19 protein-coding genes and 1 tRNA gene are annotated in these 22680 nt (G+C 63.9%); 13 read left to right on the top strand and 7 right to left on the bottom strand.

Annotated elements, in window-relative coordinates:
- Positions 1-15: 15 nt before the first annotated feature.
- On the bottom strand, positions 16-2694 hold the full coding sequence (gene ppdK, locus FJ428_RS02710) for a pyruvate, phosphate dikinase (RefSeq protein WP_140878878.1): 2679 nt from the start codon (positions 2692-2694) through the stop codon (positions 16-18).
- A gap of 214 nt (positions 2695-2908) precedes the next feature.
- Here ppdK and FJ428_RS02705 point away from each other — a divergent pair, with 214 nt between their 5' ends.
- The 3 genes from FJ428_RS02705 to FJ428_RS02695 all read left to right on the top strand — a co-directional run bounded on the left by FJ428_RS02705 (position 2909) and on the right by FJ428_RS02695 (position 3896).
- Complete coding sequence (locus tag FJ428_RS02705) at positions 2909-3253, top strand: VOC family protein (RefSeq protein WP_140494922.1); 345 nt, start codon at positions 2909-2911, stop codon at positions 3251-3253.
- Between the two features lie 133 nt (positions 3254-3386).
- Positions 3387-3461 (top strand) — tRNA-Gln (locus FJ428_RS02700).
- 66 nt (positions 3462-3527) lie between these two features.
- The gene (locus tag FJ428_RS02695; protein WP_140494924.1) at positions 3528-3896 is read left to right on the top strand and encodes a VanZ family protein; all 369 of its coding nucleotides are present in this window, start codon (positions 3528-3530) and stop codon (positions 3894-3896) included.
- 77 nt (positions 3897-3973) lie between these two features.
- Here FJ428_RS02695 and smc read toward each other — a convergent pair whose 3' ends face one another.
- The 3 genes from smc to FJ428_RS02680 form a co-directional block, all read right to left on the bottom strand.
- Positions 3974-7432: a chromosome segregation protein SMC gene (gene smc / locus FJ428_RS02690; protein WP_140878877.1), complete on the bottom strand. Its 3459-nt coding sequence runs from the start codon at positions 7430-7432 to the stop codon at positions 3974-3976.
- A gap of 114 nt (positions 7433-7546) precedes the next feature.
- Entirely contained in the window at positions 7547-8290 is a 744-nt protein-coding gene (locus FJ428_RS02685) for a DsbA family protein (RefSeq protein WP_140494928.1), read from the bottom strand.
- 142 nt (positions 8291-8432) lie between these two features.
- A complete protein-coding gene (locus tag FJ428_RS02680; protein WP_140878876.1) occupies positions 8433-8933 on the bottom strand; it encodes a DUF721 domain-containing protein in 501 nt (166 codons plus the stop codon).
- 55 nt (positions 8934-8988) lie between these two features.
- On the opposite strand from FJ428_RS02680, the gene mutY reads away from it, so the two are divergent.
- Entirely contained in the window at positions 8989-10230 is a 1242-nt protein-coding gene (gene mutY, locus FJ428_RS02675) for an A/G-specific adenine glycosylase (protein WP_140671828.1), read from the top strand.
- Positions 10223-10834, top strand: coding sequence for an HAD family phosphatase (locus FJ428_RS02670; RefSeq protein WP_140558189.1), 612 nt, complete (start codon positions 10223-10225; stop codon positions 10832-10834). The genes mutY and FJ428_RS02670 overlap by 8 nt, the downstream gene beginning before the upstream one ends.
- A 66-nt stretch (positions 10835-10900) precedes the next feature.
- Here the strand turns inward: FJ428_RS02670 and FJ428_RS02665 are convergent, their stop codons facing one another.
- Positions 10901-12034 carry a site-specific DNA-methyltransferase gene (locus FJ428_RS02665; RefSeq protein WP_140558191.1) on the bottom strand — a complete coding sequence of 378 codons (1134 nt, stop codon included), beginning with the start codon at positions 12032-12034 and terminating at the stop codon, positions 10901-10903.
- A 165-nt stretch (positions 12035-12199) separates the two neighbouring features.
- Here FJ428_RS02665 and FJ428_RS02660 point away from each other — a divergent pair, with 165 nt between their 5' ends.
- Positions 12200-12889 (top strand): HAD family phosphatase, encoded by a 690-nt coding sequence (locus FJ428_RS02660; protein WP_140558193.1) that lies wholly within the window; start codon positions 12200-12202, stop codon positions 12887-12889.
- 35 nt (positions 12890-12924) lie between these two features.
- Here FJ428_RS02660 and FJ428_RS02655 read toward each other — a convergent pair whose 3' ends face one another.
- Positions 12925-13650: a hypothetical protein gene (locus FJ428_RS02655; RefSeq protein ID WP_140494939.1), complete on the bottom strand. Its 726-nt coding sequence runs from the start codon at positions 13648-13650 to the stop codon at positions 12925-12927.
- A gap of 129 nt (positions 13651-13779) precedes the next feature.
- Here FJ428_RS02655 and thrC point away from each other — a divergent pair, with 129 nt between their 5' ends.
- The 4 genes from thrC to FJ428_RS02635 are packed head-to-tail and all read left to right on the top strand — an operon-like array spanning position 13780 to position 19988.
- The gene (gene thrC / locus FJ428_RS02650; protein ID WP_140558194.1) at positions 13780-15177 is read left to right on the top strand and encodes a threonine synthase; all 1398 of its coding nucleotides are present in this window, start codon (positions 13780-13782) and stop codon (positions 15175-15177) included.
- 14 nt (positions 15178-15191) lie between these two features.
- Positions 15192-16484, top strand: coding sequence for a pitrilysin family protein (locus tag FJ428_RS02645; protein WP_140494943.1), 1293 nt, complete (start codon positions 15192-15194; stop codon positions 16482-16484).
- Between the two features lie 15 nt (positions 16485-16499).
- On the top strand, positions 16500-17096 hold the full coding sequence (locus tag FJ428_RS02640) for a GNAT family protein (protein WP_140494945.1): 597 nt from the start codon (positions 16500-16502) through the stop codon (positions 17094-17096).
- A gap of 3 nt (positions 17097-17099) precedes the next feature.
- The gene (locus FJ428_RS02635) at positions 17100-19988 is read left to right on the top strand and encodes an EAL domain-containing protein (protein ID WP_140655766.1); all 2889 of its coding nucleotides are present in this window, start codon (positions 17100-17102) and stop codon (positions 19986-19988) included.
- A 22-nt stretch (positions 19989-20010) separates the two neighbouring features.
- On the opposite strand, the gene FJ428_RS02630 is transcribed toward FJ428_RS02635, so the two are convergent.
- Entirely contained in the window at positions 20011-20619 is a 609-nt protein-coding gene (locus FJ428_RS02630; RefSeq protein WP_140494949.1) for a YqgE/AlgH family protein, read from the bottom strand.
- 169 nt (positions 20620-20788) lie between these two features.
- On the opposite strand from FJ428_RS02630, the gene FJ428_RS02625 reads away from it, so the two are divergent.
- The 3 genes from FJ428_RS02625 to FJ428_RS02615 all read left to right on the top strand — a co-directional run bounded on the left by FJ428_RS02625 (position 20789) and on the right by FJ428_RS02615 (position 22645).
- Positions 20789-21595, top strand: coding sequence for a protein-disulfide reductase DsbD domain-containing protein (locus FJ428_RS02625; protein ID WP_140674956.1), 807 nt, complete (start codon positions 20789-20791; stop codon positions 21593-21595).
- A gap of 85 nt (positions 21596-21680) precedes the next feature.
- Complete coding sequence (locus FJ428_RS02620; RefSeq protein WP_140514835.1) at positions 21681-22163, top strand: peroxiredoxin; 483 nt, start codon at positions 21681-21683, stop codon at positions 22161-22163.
- A gap of 2 nt (positions 22164-22165) precedes the next feature.
- A complete protein-coding gene (locus FJ428_RS02615) occupies positions 22166-22645 on the top strand; it encodes a DUF2938 domain-containing protein (protein ID WP_140878875.1) in 480 nt (159 codons plus the stop codon).
- Positions 22646-22680: the final 35 nt, after the last annotated feature.

Genomic DNA, 22680 nt, shown 5'->3' with positions numbered 1-22680 from the left:
ATCGGCGGCAAGCGCTCAGCCGCGGCCCGCCTTTGCCACCTGAACGGCCGCCTGCGCGGCCGCCAACCTGGCGATCGGCACGCGATAGGGCGAACAGGACACATAGTCCAGTCCGACCTCCTCGCAGAAGCGGATCGAGGCCGGATCGCCGCCATGCTCACCACAAATGCCGAGCTTGATCCCTGGCCGCGTCGCCCTGCCCTTCTCGGCGGCCATGCGCACCAGTTCGCCGACGCCATGGATGTCCAGCGATACGAACGGATCCTGTTCGATGATGCCTTTCTGGCGATAGGTCTCCAGGAACGAGGCCGCGTCGTCGCGCGAGATGCCGAATGTCGTCTGGGTCAGGTCGTTGGTGCCGAAAGAGAAGAACTCGGCCGATTCAGCGATGACATGGGCGCGGATCGCCGCGCGGGGGAGCTCGATCATGGTTCCAGTCAGGTAGTCGATCTTGACGCCGCTTTCGTCCATGACGCTCTTGGCCACCGCATCGATGCGCGCCTTGACGTAGTCGAGTTCCTTCACAAGCCCGACCAGCGGCACCATGATCTCGGGGACCACCAGCGCGCCGGCCTTGCGGCCGGCCTCGACGGCGGCTTCGAAAATGGCGCGCGCCTGCATCTCGGCGATCTCGGGATAGGACACAGCAAGCCGGCAGCCGCGATGGCCGAGCATCGGGTTGAATTCGTGCAGCGCCTCGGTGCGCTGCCTGAGCTTGTCCGGCGCGACATTCATCGCCGCCGCGACTTCGGCTATCTCGGCCTCGGTCTTGGGCAGGAATTCGTGCAACGGCGGATCGAGCAGGCGGATGGTCACCGGCAGGCCGGCCATGATCTCGAACAGCTCCAGGAAATCCGCTCGCTGCATCGGCAGCAACTTGGCAAGCGCGGCGCGCCGGTCCTTTTCGGTGTCGGCCAGGATCATCTCGCGCATGGCGATAATGCGGGCGCCATCGAAGAACATGTGTTCGGTGCGGCACAAGCCGATGCCTTCGGCACCGAAGGAGCGCGCCATGCGCGCGTCGAGCGGGGTTTCGGCATTGGTGCGCACCTTCATGCGCCGCACCGCGTCCGCCCATTCCATGATCGCGGCGAAATCGCCGGAAAGCTCAGGCTGGAGCATCGCCACTGCGCCCTTGAGCACCTGCCCGTTGCCGCCGTCGATGGTGATGATGTCGCCCTTGCGGAAGGTCTGCCCCATCGACATCAGCGTAGCTGCCTTATAGTCGACGCGCAGCGAACCGGCGCCCGAAACGCACGGCTTGCCCATGCCGCGCGCCACGACCGCGGCATGGCTGGTCATGCCGCCGCGCGTGGTCAGGATGCCCTCCGCCGCATGCATGCCGTGGATGTCCTCGGGACTGGTCTCGACACGCACCAGGATAGCCTTGCGTCCTTGTGTCTTGAGATCCTCGGCGTCCGCGGAGGAAAAGACAATTTCGCCGGTGGCGGCGCCTGGAGACGCCGGCAGGCCGACGCCGATGACGTCGCGCGCGGCCTTCGGATCGATGGTGGGGTGCAGGAGCTGGTCGAGCGAGGCGGGATCGATGCGGGCGACCGCCTCCTCTTTCGAGATCAGGCCGTCCCTGGCCATCTCGACGGCAATCTTCAGCGCCGCCTTGGCGGTGCGCTTGCCGGACCTCGTCTGCAACATCCACAATTTGCCGCGCTCGATGGTGAATTCGAGGTCCTGCATGTCGCGGTAGTGCTTTTCCAGCCTGTCCGAGATGGTGACGAAGGACTGGAAGGCGTCCGGCATCAGTTTCTGCAATGACGGCTTGTCGGAGCCGGCGGCGATGCGGGCCGCCTCGGTGATGTTCTGCGGCGTGCGGATGCCGGCGACGACGTCCTCACCCTGCGCATTCACCAGGAACTCGCCATAGAGCTGCTTTTCGCCGGTCGACGGATTGCGAGTGAAGGCGACCCCGGTGGCCGAAGTTTCACCCATGTTGCCGAACACCATGGCCTGGACATTGACCGCCGTGCCCCAGCTTTCGGGAATATCGTGCAGGCGCCTGTAAGTGATGGCGCGGTTGTTCATCCAACTCGAGAACACGGCACCGATCGCCCCCCAGAGCTGTTCGTGCGGATCCTGCGGGAACGGCCTGCCGAGCTCCTCTTCGACCTTGGCCTTGTAGAGCGCGATGGCGCCTTGCCACTCGATAGCTGTCAGTTCCGTGTCGAGTTCATGGCCGAGGCTGGCCTTCTGATCCTCGAGGATCTCCTCGAACACCTCGTGGTCGAGCCCCATGACGACATCGGAATACATCTGGATGAAGCGCCGGTAGCTGTCATAGGCAAAGCGCGCATCGCCGGAATCGGCGGCCAGCGCCTCGACGGTTTCGTCGTTGAGGCCGAGATTGAGCACGGTGTCCATCATGCCAGGCATCGAGGCGCGGGCGCCGGAGCGCACCGACACAAGCAGCAGTTTCGACGGATCGCCGAAACGGCGGCCGGTGAGCCGGCCGATATGGTCCAGCGCCACGGCGACGTCCGCTTCAAGCCCTGCCGGATAGGCGCGGCCGTTGGCATAGTAGGCGTTGCAGACCTCCGACGTGATGGTGAAGCCCGGCGGCACCGGCAGGCCAAGGCTACACATCTCGGCCAGATTGGCACCCTTGCCGCCCAACAGATTCTTGTCGCCAGCCCGGCCTTCGGCCGCACCATCGCCAAAGGTGAAAACCCACTTGGTCATGCTTTGCTCTCCGGTTGCAGGAGATTGGAAAGATTGACGAAACAGAAAGCCCCGCCATATCCCGACTTTGGACGGATATGATGCTGCAATGCGAAAGGCAAGGCGTCGGCAAAGCCGTTTGGCCGCTACAATCGATTAAGCAAAAGCTGCGGCAAAAGGACTTGCCAGTGCAACGGTCCAAGACTAGAACATACAGGGAACGAAGAGGTGCATCATGAAGCTCACCGGAAAACTCGACTATCTGGAACTGCCGGCAACCGGCGCGACGCTGGACAGTGTGAAAGCCTTCTACAGCGCCGCCTTTGCCTGGTCGTTCACCGACTATGGCCCGACCTATTCGGCCTTTAGCGAGGGACTGGACGGCGGTTTCCAGGCCGACAGCGGCGACGCCACCGCCAAGCCGTTGCCGGTGCTCTATTCCCAGGATCTGGAAGAGACGCTGGCCGCCGTCGAGAATGCCGGCGGCACGATCATCAAACCGATCTTTTCGTTTCCGGGCGGCAGGCGGTTCCACTTTGCCGACCCGGCTGGAAACGAGATGGCGGTGTGGGGAGAATAGGCGGCACGACCGGCGCATGAGACGACCGTCGCCAACGGAGTCGTGGATCAGCAGGAAAGTCGCAATCTCCAGGCATTGAGCTTTCCACCGGCACAGCCTATAAGGCCGCGCGCAGTCGACGCATGTCAGCTGCTGGGGCGTCGCCAAGTGGTAAGGCATCGGTTTTTGGTACCGACATTCCCAGGTTCGAATCCTGGCGCCCCAGCCAAGCGCGCAAGGTCCGTTCCGGACACATAGGTTACGGTTTATACCGGAGACATGTTGTTGGAGCAGAATGAGAATCTATTCCGTCGCCGAGCGGATTGCCTTTGTCGTCACGCTCCTGGCCGTCCTCGTTCTCGCGCTGCTGCCGGCACATCGCCTCAAGCAATTCGGAATCGATATCGGCTTCCATTATGACAAGCTCAATCACGCCAGCGCATTCGCCGTGCTGGCTTTCCTGGGCAGCCTCGGCTGGCCGCGGCACAAGCCGGCGCTGATCGTCTTCCTCGCCTTTGTCGGCGCTGCCATAGAAATTCTCCAGGGCACCACGGCGATAGGCCGCGATTTCGACGTGCTCGACTGGGTTGCCGATTGCATTGGCATTGCATGCGGTCTGCTGGCCGCGATCTGGGCGACCTGGATCGTGCAACGCGCAAGGTGAGAAGAAGCCGAACCGACTGCCTTACCGCGAAAGACAACGCTCAAAATCAGGCTTCAGCACGGCACGTTGAGGTGAAGTCAGCTTGCCTCGCGCATGGCTTCGGCTGCCTGCAGATCGACCGAAACGAGCTGGCTGACGCCCTGCTCGGCCATGGTCACCCCGAACAGCCGGTCCATGCGCGCCATGGTGATCGGATTGTGGGTGATGATGACGAAGCGCGTCTCGGTGGTCTTGGCCATCTCGTCCATCAGATTGCAGAAGCGTTCGACATTGTGGTCGTCGAGCGGCGCATCGACCTCGTCGAGCACGCAGATCGGCGCCGGGTTGGTGAGGAACACGGCGAAGATCAGCGACATCGCCGTAAGCGCCTGTTCGCCGCCGGACAGCAGCGTCATGGTCTGCGGCTTCTTGCCGGGCGGACGGGCAAGGATTTCAAGCCCCGCCTCAAGCGGATCCTCGGATTCGATCAGCTGCAATTCCGCCGTGCCGCCGCCGAAGAGATGCGAAAACAGCCGCTGGAAATGGCCGTTGACCACGTCGAAGGCCGCGAGAAGCCGCTCGCGGCCCTCGCGGTTGAGGCTCTGGATCGCTTGCCGGAGCTTGCGGATCGCCTCGATGATGTCCTCGCGCTCCGAGACGATGGTCTCCAGCCGGTCCGAAAGCTCCTTCTGCTCTTCCTCGGCGCGCAGGTTAACGGCGCCGAGCCGCTCGCGCTCGATCTTCAGCCTGTCGAGCTGGCGCTCGATCTCGGCCATTTCGGGCATCGGATCGTCCGCTTCCAGCCCGGTATGGCGGATGACCAGATATGGCGGCGTGTTCAGCGTCTCCTGGATGCGCGCCTCGACCTCCAGCCGGCGCTCGTCGGCCGCGGTCAAGCGCTCCTCGGCGCGGGCACGGGTCTCGCGCGCCTCGGCCAGCGACTGGATGGCGCCGGTGGCCGCCTTGTCCAGTTCGGCCTGCCTGTTCTCCGCTTCCTGCAGACGGTCGGCTGCCGCCTTGCGCAAGGTCTCGGCTTCGGTGAGCTGCGACAGCAAGGCGCGCCGCTTGGCATCGATCTCGTCGGGTGCGTCGGCCAATCTCTCGCGTTCGGCCTCGGCCTCTGCCTTGCGTTCGCCCAGCGAGGCGATCTGCGTCGAAGCGTTCTCGGCGCGCTCCAGCCAGTTGCTGCGCTCGGCGCCGATCGCATCGAGCCGGCGCGACCGCGCCTCGGCCTCCCGCCGCAACCCTTCATGGACGGCACGCGCATCGGCGAGCGTGGCGCGGTCGCGGGCGACATTGGCCGAGGATTGCTCGAGCTGTATCTGCAGGTCGCCGAGATCGGGCGCGTCCTGCAGCAGCATTTCCGCCTCGGCAAAGGCGGCCGAAGTTTCTTCATGACTGTCGACAATACGGGCGCGGGCCTCGTCCAGGGCGGCGCGCCGGCTCGCCAACTCGCCGCCGGCCTTTTCGGCTTCGGCCAGCGCGTTGCGGGCGGCGTCCAGCCCGTGCTGGGCGTCGCGTCCGGCCTGACGCGCGGCGCGCTCGGCCTCGCTGGCCTCGCGAAGCGACTGTTCGGCCTGTGCGAGCACCGCCTCGGCCTCGCGCAGCATAAGCGTCGCCTGCACCGCTTCGGCATCGAGCTCGGCCAGCCGGTTCTTTTGCGCCAGGCGTTGCGCGGCCGCGGTCGGCGCGTCGGCGCTGGCGGTCAGCCCGTCCCACCGCCACAGCGCGCCCTCAGGGCTGACCAGCCTCTGGCCGGGCGCGAGCAGCCCTTGCAGGCGGCGGCCGTCGGCGGCTTCGACAATGCCGATCTGCGCCAGCCGGCGGGCAAGCTGCGCCGGGGCACGTACCACGCTGGCCAGGCTCTTGATGCCTTCGGGAAGCGTGGCGTCATCGGCCTGGATCGCGCTCTCGCCCCAATGCACCGGGGCGCTGCGGTCGAGCGGCACGTCAAGGTCCTCGCCGAGGGCGGCGCCCAAGGCCGTCTCATAGCCGCGCTCGACGCTGATCTGTTCCAGCACGGACGGGAAGAGATCGCCGCTGGCTGCGTTCAGGATCTTGGCCAGCGTGCGGGCTTCGGTTTCGATGCGCGCCAGTTCGGCCCTGGCGTCCTGTAATGGCGGGCGGGCGGCATTTTCGGCGGCGCGCGCCTCGGCGACCGCCTGTTCGGCGGCAATCGCGCCGGCCTCGCTCTCTTCGAGCCGCGCCAGCGCGTCCTCGACCAGAAGTCGCTTCTCGGCCGGGTCGGGCAGGCCCGCGACTTTGGAGAGTATTTCCGACAATTCGCGGTCGACATCGGCGAGTTGGCGGGCGAAACGGTCCCGACGCTCGGCGGTCTCGCGCAGCGTCCGCTCGACCTGATTGCGCGAAGCGGCGGCCTCGGCCCGCTCGGCGGTAAGTGCTGCAAGCCTGGCTTCGCTCTGCGAGAGCGTCGCGGCTGCCTGTTCGAAGGCGGCGCGGGTGGTTGCTTCACGCTCGGCCGCGCCGGCATTTTCGGAGTTGAGCGCTGCTTCCTCGGCGCGCAGGCGTTCGAGGATATCCGCATTGTCGCGCACCATGCGCTCCTCGCGGGCGATGTCACCGTCGAGCTGCTGGAGCCGGCGCTCGAGTTCCGCCTGACGGGCGCGGATGCGGCCGGCTTCTTCCTCGATCTGCGATCTGGCGATCGACAGGCGCTGGAAGGCCGCGGCCGCCGCAGCTTCGGCGTCACGCAAATCGGGCAGCCGATGCGCGCCGATACCTTGCTCCCTGGCGGCCGCCATCTGGGCGGCGGCGCGGTCGCCAACCAGGGCGGTGGCGACGGCCAGCGCCGAACGTGCCTCGCCTTCCTGGGCCTTGGCCAGCGTCCAGCGCAGATGGAGCAGCGTCGCCTCGGCCTTGCGGATGTCGGCCGACAGGTTCTTGAAGCGGGAGGCCTGGCGTGCCTGGCGCTTCAGGCTTTCGATCTGGCTTTCCAGCTCGCCAACGACGTCGTCCAGGCGCTCGAGGTTCTGCTCGGCGGCCTTGAGCCTGAGTTCGGCCTCGTGGCGGCGCGTATGCAGGCCGGAAATGCCGGCCGCTTCTTCAAGCAGGGCGCGGCGCGCCTGGGGTTTGGCCTGGATCAGCTCGCCGATGCGGCCCTGGCCAACCATCGAGGGCGAACGCGCGCCGGTCGACTGGTCGGCGAACAGAAGCTGCACGTCCTTGGCGCGCGCTTCCTTGCCGTTGATACGGTAGAGCGAGCCCGCCTCACGCTCGATGCGGCGCGACACCTGCAATTCGTCGGCGTCGTTGAAGGCTGCCGGCGCCGAGCGATCGCTGTTGTCGAGGAACAACGTGACCTCGGCGGTATTGCGTGCCGGGCGCGTGCCCGAGCCGGAAAAGATCACGTCGTCCATGCCGGACGCGCGCATGTTCTTGTAGGAGCTTTCGCCCATCACCCAGCGCAGCGCCTCGACAAGGTTAGACTTGCCGCAGCCGTTCGGCCCGACAATGCCCGTTAGGCCGCGTTCGATCACGAACTCGCCTGGTTCGACGAAGGATTTGAAACCGAGGAGGCGAAGGCGCGAAAACTTCATTCACGCCGCCCTGAAAGCGACTTTTGCGAAAACGCGCCGCGGGTTTGCGGCGGCGCGCAGCACGGCCAAAGGCCACGCATGCCGAAGCGCTGCCGCTTCGGCATCGCCAGGACGTCAGAGCTGAGGGTCGATGATGGCCGACATTTCCTCAATCGACATCGCCCCTTTGTAGGTCTTTCCGTTGATGAAGAAGGTCGGCGTCGAGTCGACCTTGAATTCGTCGGCGCCGCGTTTCTGGACCGCCCTCACATCGTCCAGAAGTTTCTGGTCCGTCAAGCACGCTTCGAAGGACTCCTGTGTAAAACCGGCGAGCTTGGAGATTTGCAGCAGCGCATCCTTGGTGTTGGACACGCCCACCCAGTTCGCCTGCTGCTTGAACAGGACATCCACCATCGGGAAGTAGTTGTCCTTGGCGCAGCGCGCCAGCATGAAACCGGCCTCGGCGCTCGGATCGAACGGGAATTCGCGCAGAATATAGCGCGCCTTGCCGGTATCGATGTATTTCTTCTTCAATTCCGGAAAGGTGGTTTCGGCAAAATGCGCGCAATGCGGGCAGGTCATCGAGGCGTATTCGACGATCGTGACCTTGGCGTCGTCCTTGCCGAGTTGCTTGTCGGGCAATGCGCCGGGCTTAAGCAGTTCGGCCATGTCGACGGTGCCTTGAGCCTCCGGCGCCTTGACGGCGGCCGGCGTGGCCGATGTCGCGGGTGCGGCGGGAGCGGCAGGCTTCACATCGGCCGCCTTGGCTTCCTCACCAGAGTCGCTGCATGCCGCAAGCACGGCCACCACCGGAATGGCGGCCAGCGAAGACAGCAGGTTTCTGCGGGACAAGCTTTTGCCGAACGGAGGACGGTTCATACGAATCACCTGACAGGGGTTGGATTTTGCAACGCAAAGGCACGAAAAGGCGAGAGTTGGCGCGAATTAAGGCATCGCCGTCCCCAATCCAATCGTGAAACTTGAAGCTTATAATCACGAAATCGCGAGATTGGCGACGGTGCTATGACTTTCTTTGTCCCAGAATAGTGGCGCCGAGCCGCTCCAGAGAGGCACGCAGGCCATCGTCTTCTATCTTGCCGACGATGTGCGACAGTCTTGATTTTTCCGCCTCATTGAGAGGCCTGACGGGTGGTTTCGGCCGCGCCTTTTCACTTAGAACCGGCTTCTGCACTATCCTGATGCGGCCGATGGCCGTGAAGCCGAGAAATGCATTGACGCGATTGATGATCTCGCCGGCCTCATGCTGCAGATGGAGCGCCGCCGTGCCCTCGCAGGCGATCACCAGCACGGCCGGCTCGAACGGGTCGTCTTCGTGCAGCCGCCGAGGCCACTGGATCTTTTCAGGGCGCGAATGGCCGGCCAGGCGCGAACCGGCAATCTCTTCCCACGACTGGACCAGGCTGACCGAAATGCCCGCCCGCTTGCGCAGCACCGGGTCGAGGATCGCGGTGGCGAGATCGCTCACCGGAACGGGATTGCCGAAGGGCCTTTTCCCTGCCATGTGCGTTCTCCAGACACCACCTCCACTCTTCCCGGCCGAGGCCGATACGAGATCAATGGCACCGCACGAGCAGACCCGCAAGGCCATATCAGAGGACAGCAGCAGCAAAGCTGCGTCTAGTGACAGCAGCAAAGCTGCGTCTAGTGACAGCAGCAAAGCTGCGTCTAGTGACAGCAGCAGAGCTGCGTCCGGGGACAGCAGCAAAGCTGGCGATACCGCATCCCGCCTGCTCGCATGGTACGACGTGCATCATCGCGAGTTGCCGTGGCGCGTGACCCCGCGCGACAATGCCCGTGGCGTGCGGCCCGATCCTTACCGGATCTGGCTGTCGGAGGTCATGCTGCAGCAGACCACGGTTGAAGCCGTGAAGGCCTATTTTCGCGCCTTTGTCGAGAAATGGCCTGATGTCGCGGCGCTGGCGGCGGCGCCCGTCGAGGACGTGATGAAAGCCTGGGCAGGGCTCGGCTACTATTCCCGTGCCCGCAACCTCAAGGCCTGCGCCGATCTGGTGGCCGGGCGCGACGGCCGGTTTCCGGATACGGAAGCCGGCTTGAAGGAATTGCCGGGCATCGGCGCCTATACTTCGGCGGCGATCGCGGCGATCGCTTTCGACCGGCCGGCTGCCGTCGTCGATGGCAATGTCGAACGTGTCGTGACCCGCCTGTTCTCCATTGCCACGCCGCTCAGCGAAGCCAAGGCCGACATTCGCGCCCGTGTCGAGCGCATGGTTCCCACGACGAGGCCCGGCGATTTCGCCCAGGCGATGATGGACCTCGGCGCCACGATCTGTACCCCGCGCCGACCGCGCTGCATGCTTTGCCCGCTGCGCGAGGGCTGCAGCGCGGTCGTTTCAGGCGATCCTGAACAATATCCCGTGCGCCTGCCCAAGGCCGACAAACCGCTGCGGCGCGGCGCAGCCTTCGTCGCCGTGCGAAGCGACGGTGCCATTCTTCTGCGCAAACGCGCCGACAAAGGGCTGCTCGGCGGCATGACCGAGGTGCCGACGACCGGCTGGACGGCGCGGCTGGACGGCGCGACCACAGCGGCGGCCGCACCCTTTCCCGGCGACTGGCGACAAGCCGGCCGGATCGCGCATGTCTTCACCCATTTTGCGCTCGAGCTCGAAATCTTCCTCGCCCGAAGCACCGGCGAGACGCCCGCCGGGCATTTCTGGTCGCTGCCATCGGACATTTCGGGTGAAGCGCTGCCCACTGTCATGAAAAAGGCAATCGAGGCTGCGATACCCGGCGCGACGAAAAAGCCGTCACCGAACAGTGCAGAGAGGCCCCATGACTGAAATCCGCCACATCGTGTTCGACATCGGCAAAGTGCTGATCCACTACGACCCGAACATCCCGTTCAGCCGGCTTATTCCCGATGCCGAGGAGAGAAAGTGGTTCTTCGACAATGTCTGCACGCATGACTGGAACATCGAGCAGGACCGCGGCCGGACATGGGAAGAGGCGGAAACGCTGCTGATCGCGGACCACCCGGATCACGCGGATAACATCCGCAATTTTCGCCGCCACTGGCACGACATGGTGCCGCATGCCTATGACGACAGCGTCGCCATCATGGTCGGCCTGATCGACAGCGGCCACGATGTCACCATGCTGACCAACTTCGCCGCCGATACGCTGGCCGAAGCGCGCAAACGCTTCGATTTTCTCAATCGTCCGCGCGGTGTCACCATTTCGGGTGAGATCGGCAAGATCAAGCCGGATCGCGACATCTACGACCATCACGTCGCCGCGTTCGAGCTCGAACCGTCCGCGACGCTGTTCATCGACGACAGCCAGAAGAATGTCGACGGCGCCAAAGCGGCCGGCTGGCAGGCAGTGCTGTTCACCGATGCCAAGACACTTCAAGCAGACCTTGAGCGGCTCGGAATCAAGGCGTGATTTGAATCGCTTCCAGTACTTCGTTGAGACTTTGAACCAACGCCAAAGCCGCGGCAATCGGCAGGGTCAGCCCCCTGCCCTTTCCATGCCGAGACGCGCGATGCGACGCAGTTCGTCGATCGGGGTCAGGCCGCCGCTGCGTTCATAGTGCCAGAAGGTCCAGCCGTTGCAGGCATCCAGGCCCTGAACTTCGGCGCCGATTTTGTGGATCGATCCGGCACTGTCGCCGATCGCCACCGTGCCATCGGCGCGAACCTTGGCCGCCCAGCGCTTCTTGGCGTCGTAGAGCGTAGCACCGGGCGTCACCAGCCCGGTGTCGATCAGGCTGACGAAGGCGACGCGAGGCTCGGCGCGCTTGCCAGTGAGCACGGTCAGGTCCGCGCCGTCGAGCGGCCGCACCGCGTCGATGCGTTCATTGGCGGCGTCGATATAGGCCTGCTCGCGCTCTATGCCGACAAAATGCCTGCCAAGGCGCTTGGCCACCGCGCCTGTCGTGCCGGAGCCGAAGAAGGGATCGAGCACGACGTCGCCCGGCTTGGTCGAGGCCATCATGATGCGGGCGAGCAGCGCCTCCGGCTTCTGCGTCGGGTGCAGTTTATCGCCATTGTCGTTCTTCAGCCGCTCGCCACCGGTGCAGATCGGGAACAGCCAGTCGGAACGCATCTGTATGTCGTCGTTCGACGCCTTCAACGCTTCGTAGTTGAAGGTATAGCCCTTGCCCTTCTGGTCGCGGGAGGCCCAGATCATCGTCTCATGCGCGTTCTGGAAGCGGCGACCGCGAAAATTCGGCATCGGATTGGTCTTGCGCCAGACGACGTCGTTGAGGATCCAGAAGCCGAGATCCTGCATCTTGGCGCCGACCCGGAAGATGTTGTGATAGGAGCCGATGACCCAGATGGTGCCGTTGGGCTTCAACACCCGGCGCGCGGCCAGCAGCCAGGCGCGCGTGAAGGCATCGTAGGCCTCGAAGCTCTCGAACCGGTCCCAGTCGTCGTCCACCGCATCGACCTTGGATTGGTCGGGCCGGTGCAGGTCGCCGTCGAGCTGCAGATTGTAGGGTGGATCGGCGAAGATGACGTCGATGCATTTTTCGGGCAGCCGGTCGAGCGCCGCGACGCAGTCGCCCTTCAGGATCGTGTCCAGCCATTCGGATTGCTGGGGAGCATGGGAAAGCTCGTCGACAAGACGCACGGCTGACATTTTTACACCCAAGGCACGCGTTACTGTTTACTCCCGGTTATGGTTACCGATCAGCGTAAATATTCGGTGAAGGGCAGCGATCGGACGCCGCCGGTTTGCGCCGACGTGCCCGTTGGTGTATGCCGCGCCGCCTGAAGCCTGCCCGTTCTCATTGCCCGGATCACCATGCCCCAGCCAGACCTTGTCATCTTCGATTGCGACGGCGTGCTCGTCGATTCCGAAATCATCGCCGCGCGCGTCGAGGCCGAGCTCCTGACCTTGTCCGGATACGAAATCTCGGCCGAGGAGATTGCCGAGACTTATGCGGGGCTGACGTTCAAGGACATTCTGATGCGGGTTGAGGAGAAGTCCAACATCCCGTTCCAGGTTTCGCTGATCGATCGCGCCGAAGAGCTGGTCGACCGGAAACTGCGCAGCGACGTTCGTGCCATCGAGGGCGTGCGCGAAGCGGTCGCCTCGGTGACGGCGCAACGTTGCATCTGCTCCAACTCACGCTCGGAGCGGATAGAATTCATGCTGGAGAAGGTGCATCTGCTGCCATTCTTTGCCGGGCGCATCTTCTCCGCGATGGAGACGCCGACCGGAAAAACCAAACCGGCTCCGGACGTGTTCCTGTTCGCCGCCGAAAAGCTCGGCGCCCATCCGGCAAACACTTTCGTCATCGAGGATTCCGTGCACGGCGTGACCGGCGCAAGGTCGGCAGGAATGCGTGTCATCGGGTTCACGGGCGCCGCCCATAGCTATCCCGGCCATGCCGATGCGCTGACGGAGGCGGGCGCCGAGACGGTGATCCGCCGCTGGGCGGATCTGAGCGGCACGCTGGCCGCCCTATCAGAATGGTCGGCGGACGTGTGAGCGTCCGCTAGGCCCCGACGAGCACCCCTGCGGATTTAGTTGGTCGCGGCGGCTTTCTTCCTGTTTTTCTTCGATTTGTCGGTCGCGGCCTTCGGCGCATTTTCATCATAGCCGGCATAGGCCTGATAGTCCTGCGCCGTCGGCGCCGGCACGACGATGTTGGAATCGGTGAAGACGAACTGCGTGGCGACCGAGGGGTCGGTAACCTGGACCTGATATTGGTGGATCTGCGAATAAAGCACCTCGGTGCCATGCATCACCGCGGTGCGGATCGGCATGGTGATGGTGCCGGGCGTGAATTTCGGCCCTGGCACGATCTTGCCGGCGACGGCGATCTTCATCGTCAGCTGTCCGTCGGCGCGGCTGCAATCGCGGGTCACGTCGCTGATCGAGGCCTGATAAATGACCCTCGCCGAATCGTCCGGCGGAGTAGCAGCGGCAGCATCGGCCGCAGCCTGGGCCGCGGCATCCTGCGCGGCGTCGCCGGTCTTCTTGAGCTTGGGCCTGGGCTTCCGGGCTTCGTTGGCGTAGGTGTTGAAGAATGCCGTGCCGTCGCGAAGCATCACCCTCGGGCAATAGGCATTCAACTGGCTGGCCAGAATCTTGGGGTCCTGCGGCGGCGGTGGCGCGGTCGGGTCCTTCTTGCCAAAACCCAGGTTCAGCATACCGTTGTCGCCTGATTGGCAGCCGGCGGCGGCAAGCATAAAGCCGGTGAGCGCAAGACCCGCGAAAAAGCGACCGCTGAATGTATGAAACGCCATGAAACTGCACTTCCCTCTCGCAAAGCTGGTGACGTATATCAACCGCGCGGCAAAAATGCGACTGAGCCAGCGTAGAAATTAACCACCTTGCGTGGGTCGAAAACCCAAGGCAGTAACGGAATTGTGACGATGCAATATGTGAGTACCCGCGGCGAGGCGCCCGCGCTTGGGTTTTGCGATGCCGTCCTGACAGGCCTGGCACGCGACGGCGGGCTCTATGTGCCGCGCCAGTGGCCGCAATTCTCGATGGCCGAGATCCGCGCCATGCGCGGCTTGGCCTATCCCGAGCTGGCCATCCGCGTGCTGTCGCCGTTTCTTGGCGACGAAATCCCGGCTCCCGTGTTCGAGCGTCTGGTGCGGGAGGCCTATGCCACCTTCCGCCACGAGGCTGTCTGCCCGCTGGTCCAGACCGGCCCCAACGCTTTTATCCTCGAACTCTTCCATGGACCTACGCTCGCCTTCAAGGATGTCGCGATGCAGCTGCTCGCCCGGCTGATGGACCATGTGCTCGCCGAACGCAACCAGCATGCCACCATCGTCGGAGCCACATCGGGCGACACCGGCGGAGCAGCGATAGACGCCTTCGCCGGGCGCAGCCGCACCGACATCTTCATTCTCTTCCCGCATGGCCGCGTGTCGCCGGTGCAGCAACGGCAGATGACGACATCGAAGGCTGAGAACGTGCATGCCCTGGCGATCGAAGGCAATTTCGACGATTGCCAGGGCATGCTCAAGGACATGTTCAACGATCACGGCTTTCGCGACCGTGTCTCGCTGTCGGGGGTGAATTCAATCAACTGGGCCCGCATCATGGCCCAGATCGTCTATTATTTCTCCTCGGCCCTGTCGCTCGGCGCGCCCGATCGCCCCGTCTCCTTCACCGTGCCCACAGGGAATTTCGGCGATATCTTTGCCGGTTACGCCGCCAAAAAAATGGGCCTGCCGATCGATCGGCTGGTCATCGCCACCAACGACAACGACATACTGGCACGCACTTTCGCGACCGGCGAATACCGCACCAAGGGCGTGTTCGCGACCACCTCGCCTTCCATGGACATTCAGGTGTCGTCGAATTTCGAGCGCCTGCTGTTCGAGGCGTCGGGCCGCGACCCGGCGACTGTGCGGCGCTACATGGCCGGGCTCAAACAATCCGGCGCCTTCACCATAGAAGCCACGGAAATCGCAGGGATGCGAGCCGAATTCGATGCCGGCCGCGCAGATATGGACGAGGTCGCCGCGACGATCCGCTCGACGCTCGCGGCCAGCAACTACCTGCTTGATCCGCATACCGCGGCAGCCGTGCATGTCGCGGCCGGCAAGGCTTCGAATGCCGTGCCGATGGTGGTGCTGGGCACTGCGCACCCAGCAAAATTCCCGGCTGCCGTCGAGGCCGCCAGCGGCGTGTCACCCGCGCTGCCCGCATGGCTAGGTGGGTTGATGACATCGGAGGAAAAATACACGGTACTTCCATCCGACCTGAAAATGGTGGAAGATTACGTCAGCCGCCGTGCGCGAGCGGCGCGTTAAGGAGTACGAACCATATGGGTGTTGAGGTAAGCCGTCTGTCGAACGGCCTGACAGTCGCCACCGAAACCCTTCCAAGCATCGAATCGGTTGCCCTGGGTGCCTGGGTCAAGTCGGGTGCCCGCAATGAACGTGACGAAGAGCATGGCATGGCCCATCTGCTCGAGCACATGGCGTTCAAGGGCACAAAGCGGCGAACAGCCTTCGAGATCGCATCGGAGATCGAGGACGTGGGCGGCGAGATCAACGCCGCCACCAGCGTCGAGACCACATCCTACTATGCCAGGGTGCTCTCCGACGACGTGCCGCTGGCCGTCGACATTCTTGCCGACATCCTGCAGGAATCGGAATTCGATCCGCAGGAGCTCGAACGCGAGCAGCACGTGATCCTGCAGGAAATCGGCGCCGCGCACGACACGCCCGATGACATCGTGTTCGACCGGTTCACCGAGACGGCCTTTCGCCACCAGACCATCGGCCGCTCGATTCTGGGCACGCCGGAAACCGTCAAATCCTTTACCTCGAAGCAATTGCACGATTTCATCGAGCGCCAGTATGGCGCCGAACGCATGGTGATCGTGGCCGCCGGCGACATCAAGCACGACAATTTCGTGCGCGAAGTGGAAAAGCAGCTCGGCGGCTTCCGCACCAAGGCCGACAACACCATCCCGCAATATGCGCAATATGTCGGCGGCGATTTCCGCGAGGACCGCGACCTGATGGACGCGCAGATCGTGCTGGGCTTCGAAGGCCGCGCCTACCATGTGCGCGATTTCTACGCCTCGCAGGTGCTGTCGATGATCCTCGGCGGCGGCATGTCGTCCAGGCTGTTCCAGGAAGTCCGCGAAAAGCGTGGCCTGTGCTATTCGGTCTATGCCTTCCACTGGGGCTTTTCCGATACCGGCATATTCGGCGTCCATGCCGCGACCGGGCAGAGCGACATCGCCGAACTGGTGCCCGTCATCATCGAGGAATTGCAGAAGGCCGGCGAGAACATCCTGCAGGAAGAGCTCGACCGGGCGCGCGCGCAATACCGCGCAGGTCTGATCATGTCGGCGGAAAGCCCGGCCAGCCGCGCCTCGCAGATCGCGCGACAGCTGCTCTTGTTCGGCCGGCCGATCGCCAAGGAGGAACTGATGGAGCGGCTGTCGGCGCTGACGGTCGATCGTTTGACCGACCTGTCGTCACGGCTGTTCTCGACCAAACCGACGCTTACCGCTGTAGGGCCTGTGGGTACGCTGGCGCCATACGAAGCGATCCTCGATTCGCTTCCGGGCACGCCCACCACGGCCCGCAAGCTCGCCGTCTAAGCCCGCACAAGCGCCGTGTTCGCGCTCCCTTTCTTTCGCCGCGACCTGCCGGCACTGAAGGGCGACCGCGTGACGCTGCGCGTGCCGTTCACCAATGACTACCGGGAGTGGTCGACTGTGCGCGGCGAGAGCCGGGCATTCCTCGAACCATGGGAGCCGCGCTGGGCGCCGGACGAGCTTGACCGGGCGGCATGGCGGCTGCGCATCAGCCGCTACCGCGAGGACTATGCGCAGGGAACCGCGATCGCCTTCTTCATATTCGAGAAGTCGAGCGGCAGGTTGGCTGGCGGAATTACGCTCGGCAACATACGCCACGGGGTCTCGCAGAGCGGGCATGTCGGCTACTGGATCGGCGAGCGCTTCGGCGGCCGTGGCCTGATGACCGACGCCGTCAAGGTCGTGACCCGCTTCGCCTTCGATACGCTGAGGTTGCACCGGATCGAAGCGGCCTGTATTCCCGACAATATCAGGTCGATCCGTGTGCTTGAAAAAGCCGGATTCCGGCGCGAAGGACTTCTGCGATCCTACCTCAGGATCAATGGCATCTGGCAGGACCATTACCTCTACGCCCGGATCGCGGACGATCCGCCAGGCGCTGGAACGAAGGACTGATTTTTGACGAAATTCCTGCGCAACGGGCCGCTGTTCGCCTTTGTCCTCGCGACGATCCTGACGCTGTACGCGGCGTCCTCGGCCTTTGCCGTCGAACCGATCAAGATCGCTCGCGACGATGTCGCGCTCGATCTGTCCGGCGCCGTGGAAATTTACCGGAACCAGGGCGAAAACTTCCAGGTTTCAACCGCGCCCGGACCCGACGGCATCGTGCGACGCATCGAGGTCGAGGCCAATGACGCCCGTTCCACCGGCGACTGGGCCGTGTTCGCGCTTGCCAATACCACCGACCAGCAGCTCGACCGGCTGATCGTGGCGCCGCATTTCCGACTGGTCAATTCCGGCATCTTCTGGCCGGATCTCGGCTCGACCCGTATCGCCGCCATCACGCCCAGCGAAGGCTTTGCGCTCGACCGCCAGAGCAGCCCGGACGCCGACGTCTTCCGGGTGACGCTGAACCCGGGGACGGTGATCACCTTCATCGCCGAACTCGCCTCGCCCAAGCTGCCGCAGGTCTATCTCTGGGACCCGGAATCCTACAAGGACTCAGTCAATTCCTACACGCTGTTCCGCGGCATCGTCATCGGCATCGCCGGGCTTCTCGCGCTGTTCCTGACCATCCTGTTCGTGGTCAAGGGAACCTCCATGTTCCCTGCGACCGCAGCACTCGCCTGGGCCGTGCTTGCCTATATCTGCGTCGATTTCGGCTTCCTCAACAAGATCATCGAGATATCGCCCGGCAACGAGCAGATGTGGCGGGCGGGAACGGAGGTGGCCCTGGCGGCGACCTTCGTGGTGTTCCTGTTCGCCTATCTCAACCTCAACCGATGGCACGGCCATTTCAGCTATGGGGCGCTGGTCTGGATCCTCGGGCTGCTCTTGATCGCCGGCGTCGCCATCGTCGACCCGGCGGTCGCCGCGGGCATCGCCAGGCTGTCCTTCGCCGCCACCGCGCTGACCGGGCTCGGCCTGATCATCTTCCTCGGCATACGCGGCTATGACCGTGCCATCATGCTGGTGCCCAGTTGGGTGATGGTGCTGTTGTGGCTATGCGGATCGTGGATGGCGATAACCGGCATGCTCGACAACGACATCGCCCAGCCGGCGCTTGGCGGCGGTCTGATCCTCATCATCCTGCTGATCGGCTTCACCGTCATGCAGCATGCCTTTGCCGGCGGCGCGCTGCACCAGGGTCTGTTCTCCGACCTCGAGCGGCAGGCGCTGGCGGTGGCCGGCTCGGGCGACACGGTGTGGGACTGGGACGTGCTGCGCGACCGCGTCGTCACCAAGCCCGACGTCAGCATCCAGCTCGGCCTCGCCCCTAACAGCCTGGGGGGTGCAGCCCGCAACTGGCTGCCGGTGCTGCATGTCGATGACCGCGACACGTTCCGCACCACGCTCGACGTGGTGCTCGAGCACCGTCGCGGCAAGGTGGCGCAGAACTTCCGGTTGCGCGGCGCCGACGGCCACTATCACTGGTTTGCGCTGCGCGCGCGCCCGGTTATCGGATCGGACGGTGAGGTCATCCGCTGTGTCGGCACCATGGTTGACGTCACCGAGCAGAAAAAATCCGAGGAGAGGCTGCTGCACGACGCGGTGCACGACAACCTCACCGGCCTGCCCAATCGCGAATTGTTCATGAACCGGCTCGAGGCGATCATCTCGATCGCACGGACCGAAGAGAAGGTGCGCCCGACCGTCTTCGTCATCGACATCGACCGCTTCAAGCAGGTCAATGACGGGCTCGGCATCTCGGCCGGCGACACCATCCTGCTCACCATCGCGCGACGCCTGCACCGGCTCTTGAAGCCGAAGGACTCGCTGTCACGCTTCGCCGGCGACCAGTTCGCCTTGATGCTGCTTTCCGAGCAGGACCCGGCCCGCATCGCGGCGGTGGCGGACGCCATCAAGCATGCCATCAACGCCCCGATCACCTTTGCCAAGCGCGAGATCGTGCTGACCGCCTCGATCGGGCTGATCACCTGGACCTCGGCGCAGACCTCGGCCGAGGACATGGTCAAGGACGCCGAGCTTGCCATGCATCAGGCCAAGCGCTTCGGCGGCGACAGGATCGAACCGTTCCGCCCGGCCTTCCGCACCGTCGGCACCGATCGGCTGCAGTTCGAATCCGACCTGCGCCGTGCCATCGAACGGCGCGAATTCACGCTTGCCTACCAGCCGATCGTTCGGCTGGAAGACGGCAGCGTCGCCGGCTTCGAGGCATTGCTGCGCTGGGACCATCCGCGCCGCGGCATGATCCCGCCGGCGGATTTCATTCCGGTCGCCGAAAGCTGCGGGCTGATCGTACAGCTTGGGCTGTTCGCCATGCAGCAAGCCGCCGAGGATCTGGCGGCATGGCAAAAGCAGATCGGCGACGCGCCGCTGTCGGTTTCGGTCAACCTTTCCAGCCGCCAGCTCATCCGCCGCGACCTGGTCAGCGACGTCCGCTCCGTGATTGCGCGAGCCAATCTGAAGCCGCGCTGCTTCCGGCTCGAGCTCACGGAATCGCTGGTTATGGACAATCCCGAGCAGACTGCCCATGTGCTGACCAAGCTGAAGCAGCTCGGCATCGGCCTGTCGCTGGACGATTTCGGTACCGGCTATTCTTCGCTGGCCTACCTGACGCGCTTTCCCTTCGACACGATCAAGATCGACAAGAGTTTCGTGGACGACAGCACGCCCAAACGCGCCGTGCTGCTCAAATCCATGGTCAGCATGGCGCATGAGCTCGGCCTGTCGGTGGTCGCCGAAGGCATTTCGGACGAGCGCGACGCGCTGGAGCTGCGCCAGATGGGCTGCGAATATGTGCAGAGCTTCATGTTCGGCGCCCCGATGCCCGGGGATCAGGTGCTGAAGACGCTGAAGGAACAGTATCCGCTGACGCAGGCGTAGTTGGCTTTCACGCCGCCGGAGCTCAGGCGTGGCCGGCCGCTACACTCAAATGCGCGAGGTCGATGCCGATCGAGGCGAGAATCCGGTCGTATTTGCGCTCGATGTCGGTATCGAACAGAAGCTCCGGAGTGGCCGGACAGGTCAGCCAGCCGTTTTCGGCTATCTCGGTTTCCAGCTGGCCGGCGCCCCAACCCGAATAGCCCAGCGCCATCAGCGCGTGACGGGGTCCCCGGCCCGACGATATGGCGCGCAATATGTCGACGGTCGCGGTCAGGCAGACATCGTCGGAAACGGTCAGCGAAGACTCCACCCGGTAATCGCCCGTATGCAGCACGAAGCCGCGGCTGCGGTCGACGGGCCCACCATTGCGAACGACGAAATCACGGGTACGGGCGGGCAACCGGATCGCCTCGTGCTCGTTCATGATGCCAAGTTGCACCAAAAGGTCCGGAAACAGCATCTGCTGCGTCTGGTTGATGATCAGGCCCATCGCGCCCTCATCGCTGTGGGCGCAGATGTAGATGACCGAGCGCGTGAAACGGTCGTCCTTCATGCCGGGCATGGCAATGAGGAACTGATCGTCGAGAAAGCCGCTGCCGGCGGCTGTCTTCTTGTGGCGCAACAAGTCCATAATCAGAGGGTAACGCGTTTCCCGGGCGCCGAAAAGATGTACCGCGCCGGTTTTCGACCAAGCCCGTGCCGCCGGCCGATCATTACCTGCGGCAAAGGTCACGCAAATATGATACCGGCAAGACCATGAAATCATTGCACGGCCATGAACGGACGATCAAATCATCACCATGCAAAGCTTGAAAATCCTGTTGCTCGGCGCCGCTGTCGGATCGGCAATCACACCCCCAGCCGCCGCCTCTTCGTCCGCCTGGTACAACAGCGAAGGCGGCAAGGTACGGCTGGTGACGAGCGGCAAGCCCGACGATGCCGGCCGCATCCGGGGCGTTCTCGACATAGCGCTCAAGCCTGGCTGGAAGACTTATTGGCGCGACCCGGGCGACGCGGGCGTGCCGCCGCAACTCGATATCTCGGCCAGCACCAACATTTCCGATGCCAGCCTCTCCTTCCCGGCGCCGAAGCGTCATGACGACGGCTACGGCAAATGGGCGGGCTACGACTATCCGGTCTCGCTGCCGGTGACGTTCACGCTGTCGGCCGCGAAGGATCCGTCCGTCATCGACGCCGACATTTTTCTCGGCATTTGCGAGACGATCTGCATCCCTGTGCAGACGCGGTTGACCGTCGACCCCGGCTCCGACCCGGACAATGCCGAGGACGCGGAGCTGGTCAAGGCGAGCTTCGCCGCCTTGCCCGCGCCGGCAAGATCCGACTTCGGCATCAACGTGCTGCCAGGCGACCATGAAACGCTGGTTGTGGAGGCGAGCTTTCCCGGCGATCCGGAAGCGGCGGACTTCTTCGTCGCAGGAGACCGCGACTACATGTTCGGTTCGCCGGCCCGCAGCCAGAAGGATGGCAAGCTGATCTTCACCGTGCCGATCCTCGACCGGCCCTCGACGACCCCCACGGATGGCGGACTTCACTATACACTGACGAGTTCGGCAGGCGCGGTCGAAGGGCTCTTGCCTTTCCCTTGATCCAGCCCTCCGCGATGGTTGCGGGAAACCGCATAGTTCGCTACCCAAGGCTACGTCCTTCCCCATTCTCCCAAGCGAGGAACTCATGACCATTTCCGCTGGCGACAGACTGCCCGATACGACGTTCAAGACGATGACTGCCGACGGTCCCAAGCCGATCACGACGGCCGAGATTTTTGCGGGAAAGAAAGTCGTGCTGTTTGCCGTGCCTGGCGCCTTCACGCCGACCTGCAGCAACAATCATTTGCCCGGCTACCTGGAGAACCGCGACGCCATCCTGGCGCGCGGTGTCGATACGGTCGCCGTGGTCTCGGTCAACGACGTCCATGTCATGGGCGCCTGGGCACGCTTCACCGGCGGTGAAGGCAAGATCCTGTTCCTCGCCGACGGCAATGGCGACTTCGCCAAGGCGATCGGCCTCGACGCCGACTTCTCCGGCGGAGGCATGGGTCTTCGGTCGAAGCGGTTTTCAATGATCGTCGATGACGGCAAGGTCACCGCCCTCAATGTCGAGACCAAGCCCGGCGTCGATGAATCCGGCGCCGCCAAGATCCTCGAACTGCTCTGACCATGACGTTCGACATCGTCTGGCGTAGCGTGGCGATCGGCGTCGGCGCCACGCTGCTGATGGATATCTGGGCCTTTCTTCTCTACAAGATGTTCGGTCAAGCACGGCCGAACTGGGCCCCCGTTGGCCGCTGGGTCTGGCATTTACGGGAAAAAGTCTTTCACGACGATATTGGCGATGCGACGCCCTATGTACACGAATCGGCTTTGGGCTGGGCCTTTCACTATGTTGTCGGCATCGTCTACGGCATCATCCTTGTCGTGGGGGCCGGAGCGGGCTGGCTTGTCGCGCCGATTTTCCTGCCGGCTTTCATCCTTGGCATGGTCACAGTCGGCGCCGGCTGGTTCCTGCTGGCGCCCGGCATGGGCGCGGGCTGGGCAGCGTCGAAGCGGCCCAACCCGATGAAGGTACGGGCGCTGAACCTGGTGTCACACACCGTGTTCGCCCTCGGGCTTTGGGGCACGGCGCTGTTGATCCGCTGAATGGCTAAAACAAGCGGTTCAAATCTCGCCGCCCA

The sequence above is a fragment of the Mesorhizobium sp. B2-8-1 genome, from assembly GCF_006440955.1.
Lineage (GTDB): Bacteria > Pseudomonadota > Alphaproteobacteria > Rhizobiales > Rhizobiaceae > Mesorhizobium.
Note: the sequence above shows the minus strand (reverse complement) of the source record. Positions and strands in the feature narration are given on the sequence as shown.